Below are 23,284 nucleotides of genomic sequence, written 5' to 3'. Positions count from 1 at the left end.
CCCATTTCTCTGACTTATCGCCTTGCATTTGCCCGGATCAAGCATCCGGGCTTTGCTGTTTAGAAGCGGGTAGAATAAGAGCTTTGAAAACTGGAATTTTTTGTTGGTCAAACGAAAGCTCAGAAAGCCGCTTATTCTTAATTTATTAAGAGATAGAAGAGTATTCTTGCTAACACTATCTCTGTCTATCACTTCATGAAATTATGCATGAAACAAGCCATTCTGATTGTGGCGCTTCTCGGTGATATGGCTTATGGAGTCTTTCAATACCAGTCAAAGGCTTTCAAATTATGACAAACTTCAGCAGCTTTCTGAAGCGCACGAAGATGCCTTGCAGAGAAAAGATCGCAAGCGGGCAAAGGCCGTCGAACAAACCTAGTATGCTGCTTTAGGCAGGGGGCGAAAGAGGATAAAACAGTACAGTCATTGAATGGGCGAATACGTTTCCGTCAACTTGATTTCACGATTCAATTTAGGCTTGTCGTGATGTCAGCAAAAGTATACTCGGAGGAGCCAACAAAAATGCCCGGATGCAAAGCTACCGGGCATTACTCACATAGTGTATATTCTGTCTATTATGTTCCCGGATCTGCCCAAGGGCGTACTTCATTGTTACAACTTAATGATTCCCACAGGTCTGATATAGTTGCAAAAGAACTCAGCAATTTTTGGCTGAAATACTGGCGATTCAAGATGGGTAAACATGGTGATGGAGGAAAGAATCTGTCTTCGTACGATTGCGAAATCTTAATCAATATTGAAGAAGGATGATAGACTAGTTATAGCGAGTCATTGTTGGTGATACAATAACTTATTGTTGAGGCTGTTGGTGTATCAAGTTGCATAGCCGTACCTGTTCCAAATGATTTCCTGATTAACGGTATCAAAATTAGAGAGTTGCTAATTTCGAAGTTTCAAGAAAGATGTGACTGCTACAGATTTAGCAAATTGACAGACATTGGAAATGTTGTATTGCACTAACAGACAGCGGATTTTGTGCTATTTATTCTTAAATTTGCAGTGCACTTTACTCATCGTATCAACCTTAAATAATTATGCATCAACGTAATTCTACGCTCGATCAATACGTCTTATGGGTCGTTTTAGTTTTTATGGCACTTTTTGGTGTATTCAGTATCGCCGTAATAGTCTCTTAAAGTTCTTCCCAAGCGAATAACTCTGTTTCATGTTTAGGATTATTTTAAGATTGTCGTCTTCATGACGGGAGTGATTTTATTAGGATTACACAAACTGTGTTTGACGAATCCGCCAGAATTTGGCGGATTTTATTTTATATGATTAATAGGCCAGATCATCGAACCCTCACTTTTGATACAATTCATTCATGCCCATACCTACAGTATCAGAGGGATTTTCAGATTCATTAAGTTTAATGTTACTTTAATGCATGTTAATGAAAACAGCCAAGTTAGATTAAACTTTAATAAGGGGTTAAGTCAGCCTTAATGCGGGGAAGGTAGCATTGCGGCTGCTATCAACACCTCTCAACCATGCTACTTCATATAACCTTTGTAACCCCGCTGGGCGACTTGCGGACATTTTCCGTTTATGCCAATGAGTTTGAGCAGCAACTTGAGGTGCTGAATTCATTCGTCGCATATGGTTTCCCGGTGCAATCGGCTCAACTTACTACCCTAAATGGAGAGGTTACGATGCTGCCCGTAGAAGCCTTTGATGGAACGTCAATAATTGAGCACCTTTCGAAACTGGAGAAAACGTACAAATTAATTCTAAAATCTTCATGAGCTGCTAGTTGAATGGCGCTCGCTTTTATAGATACTATAATGTTTAGTTGATCCGTGGAAGTGCTGTTGACGAAAGGCTATCAATGATTGTACTTTTTCTCAAAAGATGATTATTAGAGAAGTCATTTGCATACGTTTCCCGGAGTTTTGCATACAAAAAGTCTCTCCTCACGTATATTTTAAGGCATTCCTTCTCATTGAAGATTAACTTGGCCTAAAATAGTAATGTTAGATAGTAGTAACATTCCCGGCTGTTGGCTGGGTTTTGTTTTTACGAATTGATTGGCTGATTTTTAAGCTTTTGCCGTCAATATTCAATTGATTGAGTTGAGCGGGAAGCATGCTTACAAATTCCCCAAATAAATTAAAGTCAAAAATCTAAAACTGTTATCTGGACCAGCGTGCTATAAGGAGGAGGCAACTAGGTCGTTGCGTATTTGAAACTTCTATTCCGTGATCCAGCGTCTATTCGAAATAGATGAAATCGATTGATAACGGCTTATAGGGGGAAGCAATTTGTTCTTAATAAACCTAGTCATCTAGACGGAAAGCAACCGGATTGAAAAACCCGGCTACTTTGTGTTAACTAAAAATTATTGATCTTTCTAGTATGTGGTTTTTTTATAATGGGTAAGAATATAGCTATCAGGTAAAGGGTTTACCGAATACTTGTTTTTTTTATTTATGGCACAGAAAGTGTCCCCGGGGTTTCAGACAGGTAACTCGGTAAGTTTTGCTCGTTGAACGGTGGGAGTATCTTTCGGAATTGGGTTGTAATCAGCATCTACCTGGGCGTTTGAAAGAGTAACCCCGGCGCAAATCCCAAGAGTAAGAGCAAATAAACCGCAAAGTATGCTAACAAAACCGCTGGCAATGATACCAAAAAAAGCAAAAAGGAAAGCAAGGGCTGCTAACAGAAGGCTGTACTTTCTCATGGGTCTTTAAGTTGTATTGACGGTTGGGTGTAATGATTGATACTTGGATACCGATTCTCTTTGTTTCCATAAGTCAATAATCGTGCCCATTTCATCCTAAAAACGGTTGTAGCATAGGCGAAAATTGAAAGAATAAATCCATTTATTATCAGACAACGTACATACTAAAGTTTACAAAAGATAGATGATAATGCTAACAGCCCGACTGCCCTGCAGCTGGGTTTGTTTTTTTTAAAAAGTAAAGTCAGGAAAGTGTTTGCCTGTTGAAGAGGAGCAGCGCATTCGGCATGTTAAACTGACCGAAAAATCAGCGTTTCTGCGGTCAAATCCTACTGCTTGTTGATTCGCCCATAAATTGTTGATAAAATAGATGGAAAGTATTCATCTAGTTATTCCTTCTTATTAATTTTTTGACCTGTCTAAAGGGTATGATAACCAATGATGCTTTTCGTCAAGAGCCTATTTTGTGAGTAAATGGTTCGAAAAGAAAAATAGCTAAATAATTTCGCATACTCACCTGTTTGTCCACAAGAAATGATTAATAAATGTTTTGAAAGGGAAGAAGAGATACTAAAAACTTATAGTCACTTATAATAAATAACAGTAACATTGGCACCTTATTTGCACGAATACTAACAAGTCTATCTGTTGATAGATGAAAGGACAGAGAAAAGATCTTACGACCCGACCTATTAGGCCGGGTTTCGTTTTTTAAAGATTGCTGGATCCCTATCGAATGGCAAACATTGTGCTTAGCATCTTGAGAGGTAGGAAAGAGCTGGCTTTCTTATCCTACTGAGCCGGCAAATAATGGGGTAGGCTGCCTTATAGATTGTAGGGTTACTGTACGATGTCTTCTGCCGAGCAATCCCATGTGGAAAAGCTCTTTTCAGACCAAGGCCAGATTCGTGTCGAGATAGATTGGCAATCGTTTAGTTTAGGCTAGTAAAGATATTTTGTCTTATTAACTGTGTTCTAAAACAAAGACAAGCTCTTCTTGAACTGGTTTCCTTCGTAAAGGGCTAAGGCGGTATTGAGATCACTGTATTCGGAAATTGCTTCAAGCTGAAGGGTACCCCACTTTGAAAAGTTTTCCATTTTGTCGATCCATTTTTCGAGTTCGCTGAACCGCTGCTTGGCACTGCAATATTGTTCTTCGCTGGTTATTTCTAGCAACACGTGAGTTAGGTTATTAATGAGTGATGGGATAGTATTTACGGTACAAATACCATACCAAGGAAAAGTATTTATACTTATTGTTCTTTTTCGGTTATGTGTCTATTAATCAACGGAATATGGGTACATTGGTTACATAGTGTTGAAATACGTGTGGCTTTATACGTTAAAAATTGATTAATAAGCAGAGAGTAACTTAAAGTTAACCTTTCAATGCCATCCACTTAGATCGTAGTAGATATCAAAAGAGCGTTAGTACACAGTCTGTTTCCATCGATCTAATATCCAATGCATTCTAAGCAATAAGGTGTTGAATCCAGGCTTTTCCTTGAAACAGGAGAAGCTGTTGTGCTCGTGCATTGGTAATTAGGTTAATAGAGTGGAAAAAACATTGAAAAGATTGCTGTTTACAGTGTGAAAATAAAAGCAGCAAGTAGGAGTGGAGGGGAATAGCTGCGCTTATTCAATTATAAAATATGCTCTGGTATGCATTGTTTACAAATAAAGGAGGTTGTTCGGTAAAAGAGTTTTTGCTGTCCGGTAATTAAAGCAAATTAAACCACAATATCCTGAGTGGGTTGTAGTAAGTGAAAAGGCCGTAACAAACCATAAAAGCTACCCAAGAAAGACAAACGCGCCGGGTGGCAAAAGATAAAATGATGAAAAACAGCTGGATTACATTCCTGATTTTATTGGGCAGTCTGGTAGGAATTGAAGCGAAAAGCCGATTGCTGACCTCAACTGTAATCAATCAATTACAGCTTATTCCGAAGAAAAACCAGCAGGAGGACGTAGCGACTATCATAGGACCATCTACCACCGCCTATGCCGATCTGACTATCTCAAATGCACTGTATATTTTCCACCATACCGAGTCGGCCGTGCCGGGAGATTACATCGCTCTGCAGGGTCACTTTCCCGCCGATGCCGAAGTAGGTCTACGGGTGATTGACCAAAAGAATTACATTCTATTGCGTCCGATTCAACAGGGAGACGGGATATTCCAGACCCGTATCCCGCCTGACCTCCGGCTTGGACAGTATGAATTGTTTGTAAAAAGCGCTACTCTCCGTTCAGAGGCAAAGTATGTAAATAAACCAGTTCCCGAATGCTTTAACTCACCTCAAGTGTACAGCGGGGCCAGTATGGTCATTAAGGGGCGCGATTTGATGATGCCCGGTTCGGATTTAACGCCAATCATCCGGTTTGTTCAGCAAGGCAACGGTTCCGTCAGTTACGCAACGTACGAGCCGAATGGAAGCTACGGCTTTAAGCTCAACATTAAGGCGCCCAAGGGGCTGGTTGCGGGAAAAAAATACAGGGTTTTTGTCAACAATGGACTGGGGGAATCTCAGGTAAATGATGTGCTGACGGCCATTGCTCCGGCTACCGATTATTATCAGTTGGAAGTGGGCTTTCACGCCAATTTTACGGCAGCAATTGTCAACAATGTCTATGACCTGACCACTGATAACCGGCTGAAGACCCGGATAAGGGCGGGAGATGCTAAGACCAATTACCGGGATGTGATTCAGGCGGCTATCGATCAGGCCAATGCCGACGGGGGTGGGGTGGTCAAGCTTCCCAAAGGAACCTATCAATGCACGGGGACGTCAGGAACCGGCCTGACCATGAAATCCAACGTGATTTTAGAGGGAGCCGGGCAGGATGCCACCACGCTCGAATACAACGGTTTTTCGAGCCGATTTCTTTTCAGTCAGGCGTCAAGCAGTACCATCGGGCTCGCCAACATCGGGCTGATTAACAGGGATGCTGCAGACGAGACGGCTATTAAATCGGCGGCAGGAATATTAAACAATGATGTACTTTTTATTAAGAACGTTCGCTGGAACATCGGCGTGGGTGACAGGGTCTTTGTTCGGGGGAGTAAAAAAGTAATTATTCAAAATTTAAAAGCTACTCAGACTAAAGTTGGATTAGGTGGGCCTTTGCGCGTCAGCGGCTGTTTGTATGCAACTGTTCGGGATTCTGAGTTTTCGCTGGCGCAGGCAGTTCAGTTTGTGAACGCTGACCGGTATTTCATTGAGAATAATAAATTTATCCGCAATAACGGCATTCCCATTGATCAAGGTACCCCCACGACGATGCACATTGTTACCAACGAGTTTATGTCGAATTCGCTGGTCGCTGGAAACTCGTTTTTGGTAGACAATGGATCCATAGCGCGCATTGCCGGTCGGGATCCCAACGGTCACCGGACCAAGGTCCGAAATAATGACGGGGAAAGTATCATTTGTGAGGGAGGAGGTCCGAAGCCACCCTTTCTGTATAAAGGTGATGTAACCAACGCAACCGCTACAACCCTGACGGATACTGATCAGCGTTTCGAAGCCATCAATGATTCGCCCTACGTCTCTATTATTCGAGGAAAAGGTATGGGGCAGGTACGCAAAATCACTTCGGTAACGGGTACAACCTTGACCCTGGAAAAGGCGTGGGATGTTACACCCGATCAGACCAGTGTGTATACCACATTCTGTTTTGGTCTACAAAACGTCGTTTATTACAACAACAAATTCGAAAACCAGCAACGGGGCATTACGCTTTACAAGGCTGCCCTGTGTCGGATAAGTTTGGTGAATAATACCCTGATTAATTCCGGAGCAATTGATCTACAACCCACGCAGAACATCCGCAACAGTGGAAAAACGTTGCAGTTTATACCTGTTTATGATGTCGATATAATTGGAAACAAAGGCTCCTCGGTTTCCGATCCCTATAAAGGGTGTTCAATGGGGCTACAGCTTGTTCAGAACAAGATTCCGCTGACCTGGGGAACAGGTTGCATCGGGTTGCGAATGAAGGGTAATACGCTGCGCCAGCAAATTCCAAATCAACTGGTAGTTGTTGATGATGACTATTATCCTTCATTTAATGCCTATATGACCTATTTCCGGAAAACATCGACCGGAAAAAATCCTGATTCTTACTTTAAAGAGAACGGTGTCCCTCTCATTTTAGGTACGATTATCCAGGATTGCACGGTTTACAATGCAGAGAAACCCGTTTCTCTCGGCACGGGTACGTACTACACTTTAATTGCCGGGATCAAAAAGATCAATTCGGCTGCCAATACTGTCTTTGAGAAAATACCAGTGCCCGTTCCCGGAACACCGGCACCGTCTGGTAGCCAGTATACAATTACGCTTCCGTGAGGTGGATTGCTCATATAATGTTACGGAAGAAAGGTAAAGTTGAAAAGTAAGTATTTATCAGACAAAATTCGGATAGGTAATCTGCGATCATCATGCACTTTTGATTGAGCAAAATAACCTATGTAGGCCGGCAAGTTGGTTTGGTTTTTGCTTGGAATTAACCAACTCTGTCACTGTCTGTTGTATGAACTTTATTACTACCACTTTCTGGGCTGAATTTTCCTTGTTTGACACGATTTTGCCGCTTCCAGATTCAAATTTGGAGTACATAATCGAGCTCATTGATCAGAAGTAGCTGAATCGATAGAGTAGATTAAGTCATAACCCGATCTGGCTTTGGGCTTCAGATACCTTCATTTCTACATCAAATAAGGATCAATCCGCCTAAGCTGCAGTTCTTGAATAGTATCCACCTACCGTAAACTAACATTCTTAATGGCACCAATCGAACGCAGGCTTCGCCGTACTCCTAATCGAATCAAATTCCGATGTACGGTTTTTACCGAAAACGGAGCACCGCTGGCCAGTCGCTACTTCTATGCGTATAGAGAGGAAGGAGCGCGCATCCAGTTTGAAGAATGGCTGGAGACTCACGCACCAACTGCCTACAATCCGGACACAATTCAGGTGACGGTTGTATAAGAAAGGATGCATCAACTGCGCACCCCGACTATCAAAATTGTAATCTTGGACCTAATGTAATCTTATCAACAACCCCGGCGCTTAAGCGCCGGGGTTGTTTTTTGTTCAAAATCGGAGATAGGTGAAGTAGCGCATTACTTTAGCCGAATTGCAAACCAGGGTTATGAATTTGAAATCATATTTTTAAATCAAAAAGGCTATTAGTTGGTTTTACCATACATGATCAAGTTGGTCTCAAAACGCTGGTTACCATGAAAAAAAGCTTGGCAGTAGTTCTCACGTTATTTGTTTCTGTCACATTGATAAGTTGTGATCCACTGGACAAAAAGTATGATAAAGAAAATTACTCGGAAGTAATGGCCGAACATGCCGATTCGGCTAGCCGTTCAGCTTTTAACCGGGCAACGGTGGAAAACGAGATCAATGACAGAAGAAATGAAGATTTTACGTATCAGGAGTTGATCGAACAAGGTAAAATGATACAGCGGAAAGAGCAGCCAGTAAGGGGAAATGCCCGTTGAAAAACGTTTATTACTTGTGCATACATGAAACCCCGGACAGATAGCCGGGGTTTTTCATTGACAGGGCAGAGAAGTATGATATAGTACAGAGAAAATGCTAAAGGAGGCTGAGGATGAAAGGCGCTCGCTAACAGTTCAGGATATCCAACTCCTGATCGATCTGATGTTTAAGTTGCACCAGAATTTGGCTGTGGGTGTACTTTTTATGCAATCGTTCTGGATACTGAGATTGTGAAGCGGATTCGCCTTCAGTAAGGGACTCGGCCAAGAGGGCGTTCAATGTGTCCAGTACATGCTGCTGAAGTCTGGTTAGTTTAAAGACCGTCTTGGGGTTAGCAGTCGGATTTTGCTCCATCTTTTCAATTAAATCGAGCAAGATGGTATGCTGTTGTTGGATTTCATTCACCATCGCCAACCAACGGTTCTCTATAACCGTGTGATTTGGTAAATTAGTATCCATGTTGTGCACCATTTTAAAAGCTATCCGATTGATATCGTCTGGTTTATTTTATCGTTGCGTAAAACTACATAGGTATTTTTACAATTAAAAGAAATGGGGGCTAATTTTTTGAAAAGTACCCGTATTTCCCTCACCAAGGAGACTATTTATCAGAACGGTTTAGATTTTACATACACAGCTTTCCTTGTCGTCTTACGACTGGAAAAGCTCCATCTTCTTTTACAACTTTCGATTTACTTTTTGGTCTGATTACAGGATGTCTTATTCTACGATAATACCAGGGTGAATCATCGGCATTAAGGCACATAAATCATTTTCCGCGTCATTCCTCCGTCGATGGTGAAGTTTTGGCCGGTGATGAACGAATTGGCGTCATAAATCAGAAATAAAACCATGCGGGCAATATCGTCCGCCTGACCAACCCGTCCAACCGGGTGCTGGGCGTGGTCTTCGGGACGTAACGCTTCTTTGTGCGCTTTCCCTTTTTTCTTGAGAGCCGACACGTCGATCCAGCCCGGACTGATGCAGTTCACCCGAACATCGGGCCCTAAACTAATCGCCAGCGAATGGGTTAAAGCAAAGATTCCGCCTTTGGAAGCAGAGTAGGCAAAGGTGTCCGGTTCGGATTGGAAAGCCCGGGTGGAGCACAGATTAACGATGCTGCCGTGTTGTTCGGCCAGGTGAGGGGCGGTATATTTGGCGCATAGGAAGGGGCCGGTTAAGTTCGTGCTAATAACCGTATTCCAGTCATCGAGCGAAAACCGGTCGAGCGGCTTCTCGACCATGACGGCCGCATTGTTGACGAGGTGGTTAATCTGACCAAACCGGTCAAGGGTTTCCCGTACCGCATCTTTGATGGCGATTTCGGAGGTGATGTCACAAGGGATAACCTGGGCTTGCGCGTTTGTTCCCTGTAGCGTCTCCGAAAAATCCTTGAGAGCCTCCGTGTCGTTTTCCCAGATGGCCACCTGGTAGCCGTGGGTCAGGAGATACTGCGTAGTAACACGACCAATACCCTGGGCTCCTCCCGTAACGATAACTGTTTGCATAAGCGGATACGTAAATACAACGGTCTGCTAACTTACCGACGAATGTTGAAAATTGCTTACAATTCTATCTACCGACACCCTCTGCCCGAAGGCCACCGTTTTCCGATGGCGAAATACGAACTGATTCACGACCAGTTGGTGTACGAAGGAACGTGTGGACCGGATAATTTTTTTTCGCCCGAGCCGGTGGATGACCGCTGGGTGCTGACCGTGCATACGGCCGATTATGTTCAGCAATTGAAAACGCTGACGGTTCCGGCAGTGATGATGCGTCGCATTGGGTTTCCGCTATCCGCCGGGCTGGTGCACCGGGAATGGGTTATTACGCAGGGAACCATCGATTGCAGCCGGATTGCCTTAAAAGATGGGGTCGCCCTGAACATCGCCGGAGGCACGCACCACGCCTATCCGGACCGGGGCGAGGGGTTTTGCCTGCTCAATGACGTGGCCGTGGCCGCCCGGTATCTGCTGGAGAACCGGCTTGCATCCAAGATTCTTATCATTGATCTCGATGTTCACCAGGGCAATGGCACGGCGGTTATTTTTCAAGGGGACCCGCGCGTCTTTACGCTGAGTATGCATGGTAAAGATAACTATCCACTGCACAAAGAACACTCGGATCTGGATGTTGAACTACCAACCGGGATGACCGATGAAGCCTATCTGAACCGGTTGTCTGATACGTTACCCAATGTAATAAAAAAACAAAAGCCCGATTTTCTGTTTTATATTTCCGGCGTTGATATTCTGGAGTCCGACCGGCTCGGGAAGCTGAAAATTTCCCGGGAAGGCTGTAAACAACGCGATGCATTTGTCTTTGAACAGGCACTTCGCCACGGATTACCCATAACGGTTTCAATGGGCGGTGGTTATTCACCCCGTATGGCCGACATTGTGGAAGCGCACTGTAATACGTTTCGGTTAGCTGAAAAATTTTACTTTTAACGCCGGTTCTGGCCTACTGTAGAGTCATATAACCGGCTTTGTACCCGAATCAACCTAAATAAACGATGAAAATACAGTTTTTAGCGCTGCTGCTGGGCCTGATCACAACCGGATCGGTTCTGGCCCAGCAGACCTCGTTGGATTCGTCAAAAGCCGCGTCGGAACAGACCCAGCGACGGCTCCGTCGAACCGAAACCCGCACCACGACCACCAAACTGTATCCCGAGCGCGATTCCATCCTGGTACTGCTCAGAAATCGAATGGCCGTTTTAAACCCCGGAACAGGGCAGGCCAGTCCTCTGACAGCCTGGTTTACGGAAGATGCCCGCATTTCGGATGCAGACGGCAATGCGAAAACACCGGCGGAGTACCAGGCGTCTACTGGTAAACAGACCTATCGGAATTACCGGGTCCGGAAGCTGGAAATAAACGAGAGCCAGGCTCAGGCCGTTGAAGTTTACACGATTGCGCCGGACGCAACAACGGGTTCTACTCCAAAAACCGCTACGGCAACAAGCCAGCTTCGGAAGGGACCGGACGGTAAATGGCGGATAACCGAAATGCGAATAACGTCGAAGTAAACACCGTTCAACTATCCATCGGATTATCATGAGTCGATACCGTTTTAGCATTGATTTGGGAGAAACCTTTACCGATTTTGTTTTACTGGATGACACAGGCCGGTTGTCCATCAAGAAAATACCGGCCACGATTCACGACTCTGTCCGCAAACTGGCCGAAGAGTTGGTCTTTTTCGTGTCGGAATGTAAGATAGAAATCGCCAACATTGAGGTGTTGGTTGCGGGCATGAGCGTACAAATACCGCCGGACAAGGCCATTGGCTGCGCCCGTGATCTGGAACAGCAACTGTTGGCATATGGGTTGATTTGTCCGCTTCAACTGGTAACCAATCATGGGCAACTGCTGCGCATCGACGAAGCGGCCGAAAATCCGGAGAACATCATGGCGCCACGGATTGGTGGTTTGATGACCGGACGGTATTTCGGCGAGCAAATGGGTCAGAAAAACCTGGTGGTGCTACGCATCGGGGGATCTTCCGCATTTTTATCGTTACAAACCGAGCTGTCGGCCCGGTCGATGGACACGCTTGATCAATCGCTGGAAGGCTACGGTCTGAGCCTTCCGTTAGGGGGTAACAGCTACATTGGGCTCAATGACAAAGGCGAACTTTTTTTATTGCCTGAACACGCCACGCCCGGCCCCGGTCCGGCCTGCTTTGATCGGGGCGGGGAGTTGCCAACACTGACCGATGCCGACCTGGTGCTGGGCTATCTGAACAAAGACTACTTTCTCTACGGCGCCATTCCATTGAAAATCGAATTGGCAAAAAAAGCCATCCTCAAGCACCTGGCGACGCCCCTCAATATTTCCGTGGAGGAGGCCGCCATGCGGGTTTCTTCGGGAGTGGATGCCACCATTGCAGATCACATTCGCCAGCTGACTGGCACCCATACCCGCACCCTGGAGTCGTATAGCCTGCTGGCGTTTGGGGGCGCCGGTCCGGTACACGGCTGTGAAATAGCCCGGATGGTGGGCATATCCCAGATGGTTGTTCCGGTTGGAGCGGGGGTTTCTTCCGCGTTGGGGTACTTGCTGGTCATGGCCGAAAATGACCCCGATTGGCAAATACCAAAAGCCATGCATCGGGCCGGTTATTACAACCCAACCCGGCGATCGGGCGATTTTCACGCCCTGAAGGGCTACCGATCGGTGTATTATGAGAAAGATTTGACGCCCTGCGGGTGCCCCATTTACGACCGCGCCGGTATTCGTACCGATGACACGCTTTCGGGACCGGCCATTGTTGAGGGGCCGGAGACAACGGTGGTAATGCGTGAGAAAAGTTACGCCCGCATGGATGCGTTCCGAAATTTGCGGATTAGCATGCGGTAGACAGACAAGAGAGAATAGACAAGAGAAATGAGGTATTCTTTTTTCTCTTGTCTATCCTCCTTTATCTCCCCTAAGAATTATAAACGGAGAACGACGCAATGCAGTCGTATTTTCGGACCCGAGTATAGCCGCGGGGCCGGGCAAAAATGTGTAACGTTGACCAGCCCCGAACCGGCACCTGGAATTGGAGGTGCTGGAGGAGGCCAGATCGCGAAACCGTTACGGGCACTTCGGTTCCCTTCGATTGGCCAAACCGACTGATGGTGCAGAGGTATTCCACCGACTGCTCATTCTGGAGCGTTAGTTGGGCCGTTCCCTGCACCCGCAACTGCCCTTCACGCGGAAAGTTGGGGCTGAAACCCAACTGAAAATACGGGTCGTAGAGCTTCGGAAACCGGTCAAACTCGCTTTTGGTGAGCGGCTGCCCGAGCAGTTGCCAGCGCGGGTCGGTCGGAAAGTGCTGCGAAACGAAGAGTTCGGGTGGGGTCAAAAAATAAAAATCATTGCTACCTTCCCCTTCCGAAGCCGTTGTTACGGCCCAGGCCAGATCCAGCAAAAACCATTCATCTTCAATATTGACGGCATTCCACTCGTGGTCGATCATCTTGACTGGATTGCCCGCTTCCCGGTCTTCGGTTCGGGCGTAACCCCGGATAGTAATCGCTTCAACCCCGGCCCGTTTGAGCAGATATTTAAAAAGTAGCGAATACCCCGTGCAGAGCCCTTTACGCTGGCGCAACACCCGGTTAGCGTATTCCAATTCGGAGTAGTACCGTTGCGACCCCCGGTTGTTGACGGCGGCCATATCGTAGCGGATGTGGGAAACCATCCAGGCATAGATCACCCGTACTTTGTCCATGTCCGTGCGGGCCGGAGTCGTCAGGTAATCCGATAAGGCGGCAATGTTTCGGGCGTACGCGTCCGGAGTATTGCGGGCGTAAGCATCAATCCGGCTGTAATTATCGGCGGGCAGAAATACCGCAGTCGGGGGCTTCAGGCCAACGCTGAAAAACAAAATAAAAACGATGGGCAGGATTCGGCGACACATATTCTTCAACGCTTCGTCGATAAAACTGAAAACCCAGCCCGTTTATTGTAGACTGCCTTTTTGAACTTTGACCGCATCCTGATTTTAAGCGGGTTACTCACAAAAAAAAGACAGAACCTCTTCTGAAGTTCTGTCTACTATAGTCTAAAGATTGAGCCTTGCAGGAATTACCGGGCCAGTTTCAAAACCGGGAATTGCCGTTGCAGCAAATAATAACTACCGAACAGAAGACCGCTAAACGTCAGGTCACCCAATACCCCGTTCAGAAAAAAAGACTGTCCGTTGTAAAACGCCAGACCAGCCGCGTAGCTCGCCAGCAATCCCTGGGGAGTCTGGGGGTAAAAAGAGCTGCCGTACCACACGGCAAAGTTGGTGATCAGGTAAAACAGCAGGGACGACAAAATCGAAACGCCCGCTACCCGGGGAACGGTAATTTTTCGTAGAAACACCAGACCCAGCGCCCAGATGACGGTGAAGGATCCGTAGACTGCACCCATCCCGCTGTGAAAACCGATCAGGACGTCGCTCAGCAACATAGCTGCCAGCGGAACGATCAGGCCGAGCGATTTGCGCTCGAACGTGGCCGCACCAAACAACGCCAGGGCGGCAATGGGCGTGAAATTATAAGGATGCGGGAGCAGCCGACTCAGGGCCGTCAGCAAAACAATGGCCGTCAACGATGCCGTACGAATTTGAATGCGCTTCATGGCGTGAAGTTACGTCTAAAATTAAAAACTGTCAAAAGCCGGTTTCACTTGCGGGGCTAATCACGCTATATTTCCGCTTTATTTACAGTTCTATAACTTAGATAAAATGCAAAAGATTCTCGAAGTAGACTGGCATTCGGTTTTTATCCCCAATACTTCCGCACTGGAAATGATCATTCGGGGAACATTGACCTATTGGTTTATTTTTCTGTATCTGCGTTTTTTCCGGCGGGGGACCGGGCAACTGAATCTGAGCGACCTGCTGCTGATCACCATGATTTCGGATGCCGCCCAGAATGCAATGGCGGGGCCGTACGAGTCCGTCACGGAAGGTCTGGTGCTGGTAGGAACCCTGGTTTTTTGGGATTACGGCATCGACTGGCTGGGGTACCGTTCGGTGTTTTTCCAGCACCTGGCCCAGCCCGACTCGGTTTTACTCGTCCGCAACGGCCAGCTGATGCGGCAGAACATGAAGCGGGAAATGATTACTGAAGACGAACTGGTCAGCATCCTGCGGGAAAAAGGGGTTGAGCATTATCAAAACGTCAAGATGTGCTACCTGGAGGGCAGCGGTAACATCAGCGTCATTGAAAAAAAGTAAAGTACGCAGATTGGAGTAGCCTCAACCGCCCCAATCTGCGCTAATCTACATCTTGGTAAATTAATACTGCTGGTAAAAAACCAAAATGTCTTTGACTTTGTCGCGGACTCGTTTCAGTCGCATTTTTACGGCACTGTCCTTTACTTGTAATAGTATTGCCATCTCTTTAATGTTCATGTTTTCTTCATACTTCATCCGTAGGTATTTGGACTCGATGGGGGCGATTTTTTTCAGGATTAGGTCCACCATTTCATACCGTTCTTCCATCCCGGCTGAGTCGTTGTTCTCGGCCAGCGTTTTCATGATTTCGCCGTCCAGTTCAACGCGGTCGTTCTGACGACGGCCCATTTTCATACGGTCCATGCAGTAATTGGTCGATACGGTGTACAACCAAGTTGAAAAAGAAGATCTCTCCTTGAAGTTGTGCAGTCCCGACATGACCCGGATAAAAATGTCCTGCATGTAATCCTCCGCATCGGAAGGGTCCTTGGTAATGGTCAAACATCGACGGTACACTTTGTTGGAATAGCGTTTGTAAAGCTGACCAAAATAATCGCTTTGTTGGGTAGCTAGGTAATACCGTACCAGCTCCTCGTCGGTGTGACGGTTGGTGTTCATAGGATTAATAGTTAACAGAGACTTGTGAACTATGTATCGAACACAAAGAGGAGGCTGACTCTTTGAGTAGTAATACTGAGCCTTTGCTCAACGGTTCAAATCTATTGTTTGGTTATACAAATGTCAAGCCGTAATATAGTATTCCAATGAGCATCTTTATAATGTTATATTTTTATAGAACGCAGCGAACGTGCGACGTGCGGCAGATCTAAAGTGTAGAAAAAATGCTGGCTTGGATTGAGGTTATTTTGAGTACCGTATGCTTTCATGAAGATTCTTTAATAATTTATATTTTGCTCGTTTTGATAAACTAAATAAGGATGTAATGAATAATGACCAAACCCTCTTACCTTTGTTAAAAAATGAGAAAGAAGGTACATCCTCTCCAAATCACATCCGGTAGAAAATGGTACAGAACGACGAATTAATACGAATCATTGATTTACTCAACACCACATACGAAGGTGAAGAAGCGTGGCACGGCCCCTCGCTGGTGGAGGTATTGAGTGGTGTTTCCCCCGAAATGGCCGGACACCGGCTGACACCCAACACCCACTCGATTGCCGAACTGGTCTTTCACCTGACGAGCTGGCGTATTTTCTGCGTCAAGAAAATGCAGGGCGATAAAGATTTTGACATCAAAACGCCCGAGAAAAACTTCGGGTCGTTTCAGACGATCGACGATTTTGAATGGGAAGCTCTCCAGATGGAATTGAGCCTGAGCCAGGAAGAGCTAATTAACGAACTCGACAAGCGCGACGACGACGAATTTCTGGAAGATATCGTTCCCGGTCGCGACTATACGTATTACGATATGCTGCACGGGGTGATCAACCATGACACCTACCATTCGGGGCAAATCTCGCTCATCAAAAAAGGGTTGAAATTTAAAGGGCTGGACGACGATCTGTCGCGCGATGAATACGGTTCCAGCTACGGCGACGACTTCGATAATTATTAATTCCTGCCCGTCGCCTTTCAAACCAATCGATCATTTCAACCTTCTAAATCATTGAATTACTGGCTTGTTAAGTCGGAACCGGACGCCTACTCGTGGGACGATTTTGTTAAACAGGGAAAAGCCATATGGGACGGTGTGCGCAACTACCAGGCCCGCAACAACCTGGCTTCCATGCGGGTGGGCGATCAGGTGTTGTTTTACCACAGTGTAACGGGCAAGGAAGTTGTCGGGCTGGCGAAGGTGTGCTGCGAATCGTACCCAGACCCCACCATCCCCGACGACCCGCGCTGGGTCGTGGTGGAGCTGGAACCCGTCACGGGTTTTCCGAAACGGGTTTCCTTGCAACAGCTTAAAGCCGAACCGTTGCTGCAAAACCTGGCCCTGATCCGGCAATCCCGGTTGTCGGTGGTGCCCGTTAGTCCGAATGAATTTGAGTGTATTTTAGCCCTGGCGCATGCAAAGTAACCAACTGGAACTGCTGACTCCCGAAAGCTGGTCCTCCTATGAATTGATTGATACCGGCGGTTTCGAAAAACTGGAACGGTTCGGCTCGTTTATTCTCAGCCGCCCCGAACCGCAGGCCATCTGGCCCAAGTCGTTGACCGACGCCGACTGGCAGCACCGTTCGCACGCCGTTTTCAAACGCGACAAAGGATCGCAGGAAAAAGGCGAATGGGTGCTTCGTTCGAAAATGGACGAAAAGTGGTTTATCCCGTACCAGTCGAGCGGGCTGGATCTAACCTTCAAACTGTCGCTTTCCTCGTTTAAACACGTCGGCATTTTTCCGGAACAGGCCGTCAACTGGCCTTACATTCACCAGAAAGTTGAGCAGTTGCCGGTTGAAAAACCGCGGGTTCTGAATTTGTTTGCCTACACCGGGGCGGCTTCGCTGGCCGCCCGGCAGGCCGGGGCCGACGTCACCCACGTTGATGCCGTTAAGCAGGTGATCACCTGGTCGCGGGAAAACATGGAAGCCAGCGGGCTCGACAACATTCGCTGGGTGGTGGAAGACGCCCTGAAGTTTGTCCGGCGCGAAGTCCGGCGGGGTAACACCTATAACGGTCTGATTCTGGACCCGCCCGCCTACGGCCGCGGACCCGAAGGCGAGAAGTGGCTGCTGGAAGAACACCTGAGCGACTTGCTGCAGGTTTGTGCGGAACTGCTGGATCGGCAAAACTATTTTCTGATCATTAATCTGTATTCCCTCGGCTTTTCGGCGCTGATACTCGAAAACCTGATGCGCGCCCATTTTGGCGAGCGCCCCAATACCGAATTTGGCGAATTGTACCTCGCCGACGGTTTTGCGAAACGCCTGCCGCTGGGCGTCTTTTATCGGTTTTCTTCCATCTAAAACCTATATTTGCAGTAGGAAATTCAGCCGTGCTGATGCCTTTCAAAGGCGTTGGCACGAGTGGAATTGATGTTTTTCATGAGAGATAGGATGGGCAGATTCGTAAGCCTCTGGTGGTTGATGGGATGTTGTTTGCTGGTGGCATGTTCCGGCGAGGATCAGCGGCATACCCGCATCCCGGCGGTTCCGCAAAATTCGGGCGACATCCGGAATCAGGCGGCCCTGGAAGCCCTGACGCGGGCCATCAACCAAAGCAGTCCGGCGTCGGCCTACGCCAAACGGGCCGCGTTGTACATGGACCTCGGGAAAACCGGGGAAGCACTCTCCGACATCAACGAGGCTCTCGACCGCGATGACAACGAAGGGCGGTACCACTTTGTCAAAGCCAAGGTGCTGCGGAAACGGCAGTTATACGAAGACGGACTGGAAAGCGCGCTGCGGGCCGAGGGGTTGGGCGTAAATACCCCGGAACTGTACATAGTTATCGGGGACTTGCTGCAGCAGCAGAAGGAACTGGACCGCGCCCGGTTTTACCTGGTAAAAGCCCTGCAAATGGCACCTTATGAAGGCGAAGCGTTTTATCTGAACGGACTGGTAGCCGCCAAATCGGGAGATACGGCCCGGGCTGTTTCGTTTTACAACCGGGCCCTGACGCTAAAGCCCCGGTTTCTGGAGCCTTATGTGCAGTTGTCGGTTATCCACGGCGTTCGGGGAAATTACCCGGCCGCCATCGCCTACAACAAGCGCGGAACTGCTTATTTTCCGAATGACCCCGGTTTAATGTATGCCCTGGGCCGGATCTACCAGCAAACTTCCGTGGAAGACAGTGCCTATCATTATTACCGCAGGGCGCTTCAACTGCAGCCAACGATGATTGCGGCCCAGTTGCAGTCGGGGCTGGTCATGATGAAGATTCGGAACATGCCCCAGGCCCTGGTTCACTTCGATCAGGTTTTGAAGCTGGACCCCAAATACCCCCGGATTAATTTCTACCGGGCGATGTGTTATGAACAAATGCGGCAGTGGGAACAAGCCATTAGCCTTTATGCGTTAGCCATGCAGGAGAACGCGGGCGATCAGCAGGCTTACTATGGCTACTGGCGGGTTCGTAAACGGAATGAGTATGGCTACGGAACCGATCTGTCCGCCGAAAATGGTTCGAGCGGCACCAACGGCCCGCGTTCCGTTCTGGACACGACGCGGGTTCGTGTGATGATGATTCAGCCCCGGACCCGTATAGGCCGGGATTCGACCAGAAATTAATCGCATTTCCTTGCTTTCAGCGTCCTTTTGTGGAAAATTGCCACTTGAAATACCAATGTATAAATCAATACTAAAATGAGTGACCAAATTCGTATTACGCTGCCCGACGGCAGTGTCCGGGAGTATCCCAACGGAGTAACCAGTCTGGAAATTGCCATGAGCATCAGCGAAGGGCTGGCGCGCAATGTGCTGGCCGCTAAAGTGAACGGAACGGTGCAGGATGCAACGCGCCCCATCACCGCGGATGCGACGGTTACGCTGTTGACGTGGAACGACCCCGAAGGAAAAGCGACATTCTGGCACTCCTCGGCGCACTTGCTGGCCGAAGCTCTGGAAGCCTTGTATCCGGGCATCAAATTTGGTATTGGTCCGCCGATCGAGAAAGGGTTTTACTATGACGTAGACCTGAACGGGCAGCATTTCTCGCAGGAAGATTTTAAAAAGGTAGAGGATAAAATGCTTGAACTGGCGCGTCAGAAACAGGAGTTTGTGCGTCAGCCGATCAGCAAAGCCGAAGCCGTAGCGTATTTTGAAGAAAAAGGCGACCCCTACAAACTCGACCTGCTGGAAGGGCTCGACGACGGAACCATCACCTTTTACAGACAGGGCAATTTTACCGATCTCTGCCGCGGACCCCACATTCCGAATACCGGTTTTATCAAAGCGGCCAAGATCATGAACGTGGCCGGAGCCTACTGGCGCGGTGACGAAAAAAATAAGATGCTGACCCGCGTCTACGCCGTAACCTTCCCGAAACAGAAGGAACTCGACGACTACCTGTACTTGCTGGAGGAAGCCAAAAAACGCGACCATCGCAAGCTGGGTAAAGAACTGGAACTGTTTGCGTTCTCGGAGAAAGTTGGAGCGGGGCTTCCCCTCTGGCTGCCAAAAGGTACCATGCTGCGCGAGCGGCTCGAAAACTTCCTGCGGAAAGCGCAGGTCCGGGCGGGTTACTCGCCGGTGGTTACTCCGCACATCGGCGCCAAACAGTTGTATGTAACGTCGGGCCACTGGGAAAAATACGGCGAAGATTCGTTCAAGCCCATTCTGACGCCCGAAGCCGGTGAGGAGTTTCTGTTGAAGCCCATGAACTGCCCGCATCACTGCGAGATTTATAAAACCAAGCCGCGTTCATACCGTGATCTGCCGCTGCGGTTGGCCGAGTTTGGAACGGTGTACCGGTACGAACAAAGCGGGGAGTTGCACGGGTTGACCCGGGTGCGCGGTTTCACCCAGGACGACGCCCACATTTTCTGCCGGCCGGATCAGGTCAAAGAAGAGTTCATGAAGGTGATCGATCTGGTGCTGTACGTGTTCCGGTCGCTCGGCTTCAACGATTATATGGCCCAAATTTCCCTCCGCGATCCGGAGAACAAGCAGAAATACATCGGTACCGACGAAGTATGGGAGAAAGCCGAAGCCGCCATTGTGGAAGCAGCCGCCGAAAAGGGCCTGCGCACCGTAACCGAACTGGGCGAAGCGGCTTTCTACGGACCGAAGCTCGATTTTATGGTGAAAGATGCTCTGGGCCGGAAATGGCAGCTCGGAACCGTACAGGTCGATTATAACCTGCCGGAACGCTTTGAACTGGAGTATACGGGCTCGGATAATCAGAAGTACCGTCCGGTCATGATTCACCGCGCGCCTTTTGGCTCCCTGGAACGGTTTATTGCGATTCTGATCGAGAATACGGCCGGGAACTTTCCGCTCTGGCTGTCGCCGGATCAAATTGCGGTGCTGCCGATTTCGGAAAAATACGAAGATTACGCCAACGAAGTTTTTCTGATGCTTCAGGAAAACGACATTCGGGGCTACGTCGATCACCGCGACGAAAAAATTGGCCGCAAGATCCGGGATTCCGAGCTGAGCAAAGTGCCGTTCATGCTGATTCTGGGGGAAAAAGAGCAATCAGAAGGCCGGGTTTCCGTCCGTCGCAAAGGCGAAGGCGATGTCGGGTCGATGTCGCTGACCGAATTTGTGGAGTTTTTTCAGAATGAAATCAAACCAACGGCAGCACCTGTAGTTTAATTCGGGAGAAACAAGGCAGAATAACCCACGCAAAGACATTCAAATGGCCGTCACGACGGTTTTTTGTGGGTCATTCTGCCTTGTTGACTCAAAAATTTGTTCCGGATACTCAAAATCTTTATTTTACCGGAAACTTTATAAACAGCATTACGTTATAGCCACGTAATCAACCGCTTTCGCGGATTTATTTTCAACTCTAAACATTATCTATGGCATTACAGCGCAGACCCATGCGCCCCCCGCGTGTGGTCGAAGAACCGTATCGGATCAACGGCCGTATTCAAGCCCGCCAGGTTCGGGTAGTTGGTGAAAACGTCGAACAGGGAATTTACGAGATTCAGCAGGCTCTGGCACTAGCCCAGGCTCAGAACTTGGACCTTGTCGAGATATCACCGAATGCCGTTCCGCCCGTTTGCCGCATTGTTGACTACTCCAAGTTCAAGTACGAACAAAAGAAGAAGCAAAAGGAAATTAAGGCGAAGGCGCAGAAAGTCGTTATTAAAGAAATCCGGTTCGGTCCGAACACCGACGATCACGATTTCGAATTTAAACTCAAACACGCCATTAGCTTCCTGAAAGAAGGCTCCAAAGTAAAAGCCTACGTACAGTTTGTCGGTCGCTCGATTGTTTTCAAAGAGCGCGGCTTCGAACTGCTGGCGCGGTTTGCCAAAGGACTGGAAGACATCGGCAAAGTGGAGGCTGAACCGAAGCTCGAAGGCAAACGGATGATCATGTTTCTGGCTCCAAAGGTACTTACACCGAAAAAATAAGTTTTAGGAAACATAGAAAAGAGGCCTCAAGAGGGTAAGCGGTCGCCGTTGGGCGGATCGGGTTATCTTCTTGAAGCCTCTTTCTTTATTCTTCCTTTTCTGCTTTATTTTTCCTAACTTTGCGCCCTGTTTCACAATCAGCAACTTTTCTGTTTTACAACAATGCCAAAAATTAAAACCAATTCGGGCGCCAAGAAGCGGTTCAAGCTGACGGGTACCGGTAAAATCAAACGGAAACACGCTTTCCACAGCCACATCCTGACGAAGAAATCAACCAAACGCAAGCGCAACCTCGTTCACGACGCGCTGGTGTTTAAAGGGGATGAGCGTCGGATTCAGGTAATGCTCGGCCTAGCGTAATTGCCTGGCTTTCGCGGTTTCCCCGCGCGGTTTCATGTTCAACCCGATTACAGGCCTAAAGCACAAAGGAGTTAAGAAGCAAGAGTTGAGAAGTAAGAGTTTTTTCAATAGCGCTACGCTAACTCTTCACTCATACCTTTTCACTGATTTTGTCGCCTGTCGTCAAAAACAAACTAACTAAAAAATGCCACGTTCAGTGAACCACGTTGCCTCCCGGGCACGTCGCAAAAAAGTAATGAAACTGGCCAAAGGATACTTTGGTCGTCGTAAAAATGTTTGGACGGTAGCGAAAAACGCGGTTGAGAAAGGCCTCGTTTATTCGTTCCGCGACCGTCGCCAGAAAAAACGGGATTTCCGCGCCCTCTGGATTCAGCGGATTAACGCCGGTGCGCGTCTAAACGGTCTTTCCTATTCAGCATTGATGGGTAAAATCAACGCATCCGGTATCGAATTGAACAGAAAAGTTCTGGCTGACCTGGCCATGAACCATCCCGAGGCTTTCAAAGCCGTTGTTGAAACTGTGAAATAAATAGTATAGCAGGCAGCCCCAAGGGCTGCCTGTTTTTTTAGGTTGTCTCTACAACCGTCGTTCGAAGTCCCGCCCAAAAGCCGTCGGCTTTCCGTCCGAGCAGGTATAAACCCACTTCCACGTCGCCAACCCGAAAAGCCTGCCGGTCTGTCAAAACCAATTCAATGCGCTTCTGCAGTTCGCTAAAACGGGCGGTTCTTCTTTTCTCCTCTTCGTCGTACCAGTCCTGATCGGTCACGACAGGTTCCCAAAATTCCGTTTCCGGTATTTCTTCAACGTAAACTTCTGGGGTAACCAGTAGCAAATCCCGCATATGCCCGCTTGTTAACGGGGGATCGAACTGGACGGGATAATTTACAAACTCCACGGGTTCATCGGATTCGCTGGGATAATAGAGGTCCTTCAGCAATTCGGAAAAAGAAAGTTCGGGGGTCGGTTCTTCGCCTGGCATCGGTTACAATTGG

21 protein-coding genes are annotated in these 23,284 nt (G+C 47.9%); 14 read left to right on the top strand and 7 right to left on the bottom strand.

Annotated features, from left to right (window positions below; all coding sequences use genetic code 11):
* Positions 1 to 2,476: 2,476 nt before the first annotated feature.
* Positions 2,477 to 2,701, bottom strand: a complete 225-nt coding sequence (locus OQ371_RS21830) for a hypothetical protein (protein WP_265990449.1) — start codon at positions 2,699 to 2,701, stop codon at positions 2,477 to 2,479.
* A 1,817-nt stretch (positions 2,702 to 4,518) separates the two neighbouring features.
* On the opposite strand from OQ371_RS21830, the gene OQ371_RS21825 reads away from it, so the two are divergent.
* Both OQ371_RS21825 and OQ371_RS21820 read left to right on the top strand, forming a co-directional pair.
* Positions 4,519 to 7,053, top strand: coding sequence for a right-handed parallel beta-helix repeat-containing protein (locus tag OQ371_RS21825; RefSeq protein ID WP_265990448.1), 2,535 nt, complete (start codon positions 4,519 to 4,521; stop codon positions 7,051 to 7,053).
* Between the two features lie 893 nt (positions 7,054 to 7,946).
* Positions 7,947 to 8,216, top strand: a complete 270-nt coding sequence (locus tag OQ371_RS21820; protein ID WP_265990447.1) for a hypothetical protein — start codon at positions 7,947 to 7,949, stop codon at positions 8,214 to 8,216.
* 127 nt (positions 8,217 to 8,343) lie between these two features.
* Here OQ371_RS21820 and OQ371_RS21815 read toward each other — a convergent pair whose 3' ends face one another.
* Both OQ371_RS21815 and OQ371_RS21810 read right to left on the bottom strand, forming a co-directional pair.
* Positions 8,344 to 8,676: a hypothetical protein gene (locus tag OQ371_RS21815; RefSeq protein WP_265990446.1), complete on the bottom strand. Its 333-nt coding sequence runs from the start codon at positions 8,674 to 8,676 to the stop codon at positions 8,344 to 8,346.
* 296 nt (positions 8,677 to 8,972) lie between these two features.
* Complete coding sequence (locus tag OQ371_RS21810; protein ID WP_265990445.1) at positions 8,973 to 9,725, bottom strand: SDR family oxidoreductase; 753 nt, start codon at positions 9,723 to 9,725, stop codon at positions 8,973 to 8,975.
* A gap of 42 nt (positions 9,726 to 9,767) precedes the next feature.
* On the opposite strand from OQ371_RS21810, the gene OQ371_RS21805 reads away from it, so the two are divergent.
* From OQ371_RS21805 to OQ371_RS21795, 3 genes are all read left to right on the top strand, one after another.
* Complete coding sequence (locus OQ371_RS21805; RefSeq protein WP_265990444.1) at positions 9,768 to 10,670, top strand: histone deacetylase family protein; 903 nt, start codon at positions 9,768 to 9,770, stop codon at positions 10,668 to 10,670.
* 65 nt (positions 10,671 to 10,735) lie between these two features.
* The gene (locus OQ371_RS21800; protein WP_265990443.1) at positions 10,736 to 11,251 is read left to right on the top strand and encodes a Cif family virulence factor; all 516 of its coding nucleotides are present in this window, start codon (positions 10,736 to 10,738) and stop codon (positions 11,249 to 11,251) included.
* A gap of 28 nt (positions 11,252 to 11,279) precedes the next feature.
* Entirely contained in the window at positions 11,280 to 12,584 is a 1,305-nt protein-coding gene (locus OQ371_RS21795; RefSeq protein ID WP_265990442.1) for a hydantoinase/oxoprolinase family protein, read from the top strand.
* A 70-nt stretch (positions 12,585 to 12,654) separates the two neighbouring features.
* Here the strand turns inward: OQ371_RS21795 and OQ371_RS21790 are convergent, their stop codons facing one another.
* Together OQ371_RS21790 and OQ371_RS21785 are read right to left on the bottom strand one after the other, a co-directional pair.
* Positions 12,655 to 13,632 (bottom strand): transglutaminase domain-containing protein, encoded by a 978-nt coding sequence (locus OQ371_RS21790; RefSeq protein WP_265990441.1) that lies wholly within the window; start codon positions 13,630 to 13,632, stop codon positions 12,655 to 12,657.
* Positions 13,633 to 13,799: 167 nt separating this feature from the next.
* On the bottom strand, positions 13,800 to 14,339 hold the full coding sequence (locus tag OQ371_RS21785; protein WP_265990440.1) for a DUF6580 family putative transport protein: 540 nt from the start codon (positions 14,337 to 14,339) through the stop codon (positions 13,800 to 13,802).
* 106 nt (positions 14,340 to 14,445) lie between these two features.
* On the opposite strand from OQ371_RS21785, the gene OQ371_RS21780 reads away from it, so the two are divergent.
* Complete coding sequence (locus OQ371_RS21780) at positions 14,446 to 14,940, top strand: DUF421 domain-containing protein (RefSeq protein ID WP_265990439.1); 495 nt, start codon at positions 14,446 to 14,448, stop codon at positions 14,938 to 14,940.
* 60 nt (positions 14,941 to 15,000) lie between these two features.
* Here OQ371_RS21780 and OQ371_RS21775 read toward each other — a convergent pair whose 3' ends face one another.
* Positions 15,001 to 15,558, bottom strand: coding sequence for an RNA polymerase sigma factor (locus OQ371_RS21775; RefSeq protein WP_265990438.1), 558 nt, complete (start codon positions 15,556 to 15,558; stop codon positions 15,001 to 15,003).
* Between the two features lie 406 nt (positions 15,559 to 15,964).
* Between OQ371_RS21775 and OQ371_RS21770 the strand changes: the two genes are divergently transcribed.
* The 8 genes from OQ371_RS21770 (at position 15,965) to rplT (ending at position 22,820) form a co-directional block, all read left to right on the top strand.
* Positions 15,965 to 16,519, top strand: coding sequence for a DinB family protein (locus OQ371_RS21770; protein WP_265990437.1), 555 nt, complete (start codon positions 15,965 to 15,967; stop codon positions 16,517 to 16,519).
* 51 nt (positions 16,520 to 16,570) lie between these two features.
* A complete protein-coding gene (locus OQ371_RS21765) occupies positions 16,571 to 16,984 on the top strand; it encodes an EVE domain-containing protein (protein ID WP_265990436.1) in 414 nt (137 codons plus the stop codon).
* A complete protein-coding gene (locus OQ371_RS21760) occupies positions 16,974 to 17,870 on the top strand; it encodes a class I SAM-dependent methyltransferase (RefSeq protein ID WP_265990435.1) in 897 nt (298 codons plus the stop codon). Before OQ371_RS21765 ends, OQ371_RS21760 begins: the two co-directional genes overlap by 11 nt.
* A gap of 90 nt (positions 17,871 to 17,960) precedes the next feature.
* Positions 17,961 to 19,133: a tetratricopeptide repeat protein gene (locus tag OQ371_RS21755; protein ID WP_265990434.1), complete on the top strand. Its 1,173-nt coding sequence runs from the start codon at positions 17,961 to 17,963 to the stop codon at positions 19,131 to 19,133.
* A 75-nt stretch (positions 19,134 to 19,208) separates the two neighbouring features.
* On the top strand, positions 19,209 to 21,161 hold the full coding sequence (thrS, locus tag OQ371_RS21750) for a threonine--tRNA ligase (protein WP_265990433.1): 1,953 nt from the start codon (positions 19,209 to 19,211) through the stop codon (positions 21,159 to 21,161).
* A 209-nt stretch (positions 21,162 to 21,370) separates the two neighbouring features.
* Positions 21,371 to 21,931 carry a translation initiation factor IF-3 gene (gene infC / locus OQ371_RS21745; protein ID WP_265990432.1) on the top strand — a complete coding sequence of 187 codons (561 nt, stop codon included), beginning with the start codon at positions 21,371 to 21,373 and terminating at the stop codon, positions 21,929 to 21,931.
* 162 nt (positions 21,932 to 22,093) lie between these two features.
* Positions 22,094 to 22,291 carry a 50S ribosomal protein L35 gene (gene rpmI / locus OQ371_RS21740; RefSeq protein ID WP_111628078.1) on the top strand — a complete coding sequence of 66 codons (198 nt, stop codon included), beginning with the start codon at positions 22,094 to 22,096 and terminating at the stop codon, positions 22,289 to 22,291.
* Positions 22,292 to 22,475: 184 nt separating this feature from the next.
* Positions 22,476 to 22,820 carry a 50S ribosomal protein L20 gene (rplT, locus tag OQ371_RS21735; RefSeq protein WP_111628079.1) on the top strand — a complete coding sequence of 115 codons (345 nt, stop codon included), beginning with the start codon at positions 22,476 to 22,478 and terminating at the stop codon, positions 22,818 to 22,820.
* A gap of 37 nt (positions 22,821 to 22,857) precedes the next feature.
* On the opposite strand, the gene OQ371_RS21730 is transcribed toward rplT, so the two are convergent.
* Positions 22,858 to 23,271 carry a nuclease A inhibitor family protein gene (locus OQ371_RS21730; RefSeq protein ID WP_265990431.1) on the bottom strand — a complete coding sequence of 138 codons (414 nt, stop codon included), beginning with the start codon at positions 23,269 to 23,271 and terminating at the stop codon, positions 22,858 to 22,860.
* Between the last annotated feature and the right edge of the window lie 13 nt (positions 23,272 to 23,284).

Source organism: Larkinella insperata, assembly GCF_026248825.1.
GTDB classification, from domain to species: domain Bacteria; phylum Bacteroidota; class Bacteroidia; order Cytophagales; family Spirosomataceae; genus Larkinella; species Larkinella insperata.
This window is presented reverse-complemented; position numbering and strand designations above follow the sequence as displayed.

What these genes read in the sequence shown, in the direction of transcription:
- OQ371_RS21785 (WP_265990440.1), bottom strand. Translation starts at nt 14,339, where the DNA reads ATGAAGCGCATTCAAATTCGTACGGCATCGTTGACGGCCATTGTTTTG.
- OQ371_RS21810 (WP_265990445.1), bottom strand. Translation starts at nt 9,725, where the DNA reads ATGCAAACAGTTATCGTTACGGGAGGAGCCCAGGGTATTGGTCGTGTT.
- OQ371_RS21805 (WP_265990444.1), top strand. Translation starts at nt 9,768, where the DNA reads ATGTTGAAAATTGCTTACAATTCTATCTACCGACACCCTCTGCCCGAA.
- rpmI (WP_111628078.1), top strand. Translation starts at nt 22,094, where the DNA reads ATGCCAAAAATTAAAACCAATTCGGGCGCCAAGAAGCGGTTCAAGCTG.
- OQ371_RS21775 (WP_265990438.1), bottom strand. Translation starts at nt 15,558, where the DNA reads ATGAACACCAACCGTCACACCGACGAGGAGCTGGTACGGTATTACCTA.
- OQ371_RS21730 (WP_265990431.1), bottom strand. Translation starts at nt 23,271, where the DNA reads ATGCCAGGCGAAGAACCGACCCCCGAACTTTCTTTTTCCGAATTGCTG.
- OQ371_RS21760 (WP_265990435.1), top strand. Translation starts at nt 16,974, where the DNA reads ATGCAAAGTAACCAACTGGAACTGCTGACTCCCGAAAGCTGGTCCTCC.
- OQ371_RS21770 (WP_265990437.1), top strand. Translation starts at nt 15,965, where the DNA reads ATGGTACAGAACGACGAATTAATACGAATCATTGATTTACTCAACACC.
- OQ371_RS21755 (WP_265990434.1), top strand. Translation starts at nt 17,961, where the DNA reads ATGGGCAGATTCGTAAGCCTCTGGTGGTTGATGGGATGTTGTTTGCTG.
- infC (WP_265990432.1), top strand. Translation starts at nt 21,371, where the DNA reads ATGGCATTACAGCGCAGACCCATGCGCCCCCCGCGTGTGGTCGAAGAA.
- rplT (WP_111628079.1), top strand. Translation starts at nt 22,476, where the DNA reads ATGCCACGTTCAGTGAACCACGTTGCCTCCCGGGCACGTCGCAAAAAA.
- OQ371_RS21815 (WP_265990446.1), bottom strand. Translation starts at nt 8,676, where the DNA reads ATGGATACTAATTTACCAAATCACACGGTTATAGAGAACCGTTGGTTG.
- thrS (WP_265990433.1), top strand. Translation starts at nt 19,209, where the DNA reads ATGAGTGACCAAATTCGTATTACGCTGCCCGACGGCAGTGTCCGGGAG.
- OQ371_RS21790 (WP_265990441.1), bottom strand. Translation starts at nt 13,632, where the DNA reads ATGTGTCGCCGAATCCTGCCCATCGTTTTTATTTTGTTTTTCAGCGTT.
- OQ371_RS21795 (WP_265990442.1), top strand. Translation starts at nt 11,280, where the DNA reads ATGAGTCGATACCGTTTTAGCATTGATTTGGGAGAAACCTTTACCGAT.
- OQ371_RS21780 (WP_265990439.1), top strand. Translation starts at nt 14,446, where the DNA reads ATGCAAAAGATTCTCGAAGTAGACTGGCATTCGGTTTTTATCCCCAAT.
- OQ371_RS21820 (WP_265990447.1), top strand. Translation starts at nt 7,947, where the DNA reads ATGAAAAAAAGCTTGGCAGTAGTTCTCACGTTATTTGTTTCTGTCACA.
- OQ371_RS21800 (WP_265990443.1), top strand. Translation starts at nt 10,736, where the DNA reads ATGAAAATACAGTTTTTAGCGCTGCTGCTGGGCCTGATCACAACCGGA.
- OQ371_RS21830 (WP_265990449.1), bottom strand. Translation starts at nt 2,701, where the DNA reads ATGAGAAAGTACAGCCTTCTGTTAGCAGCCCTTGCTTTCCTTTTTGCT.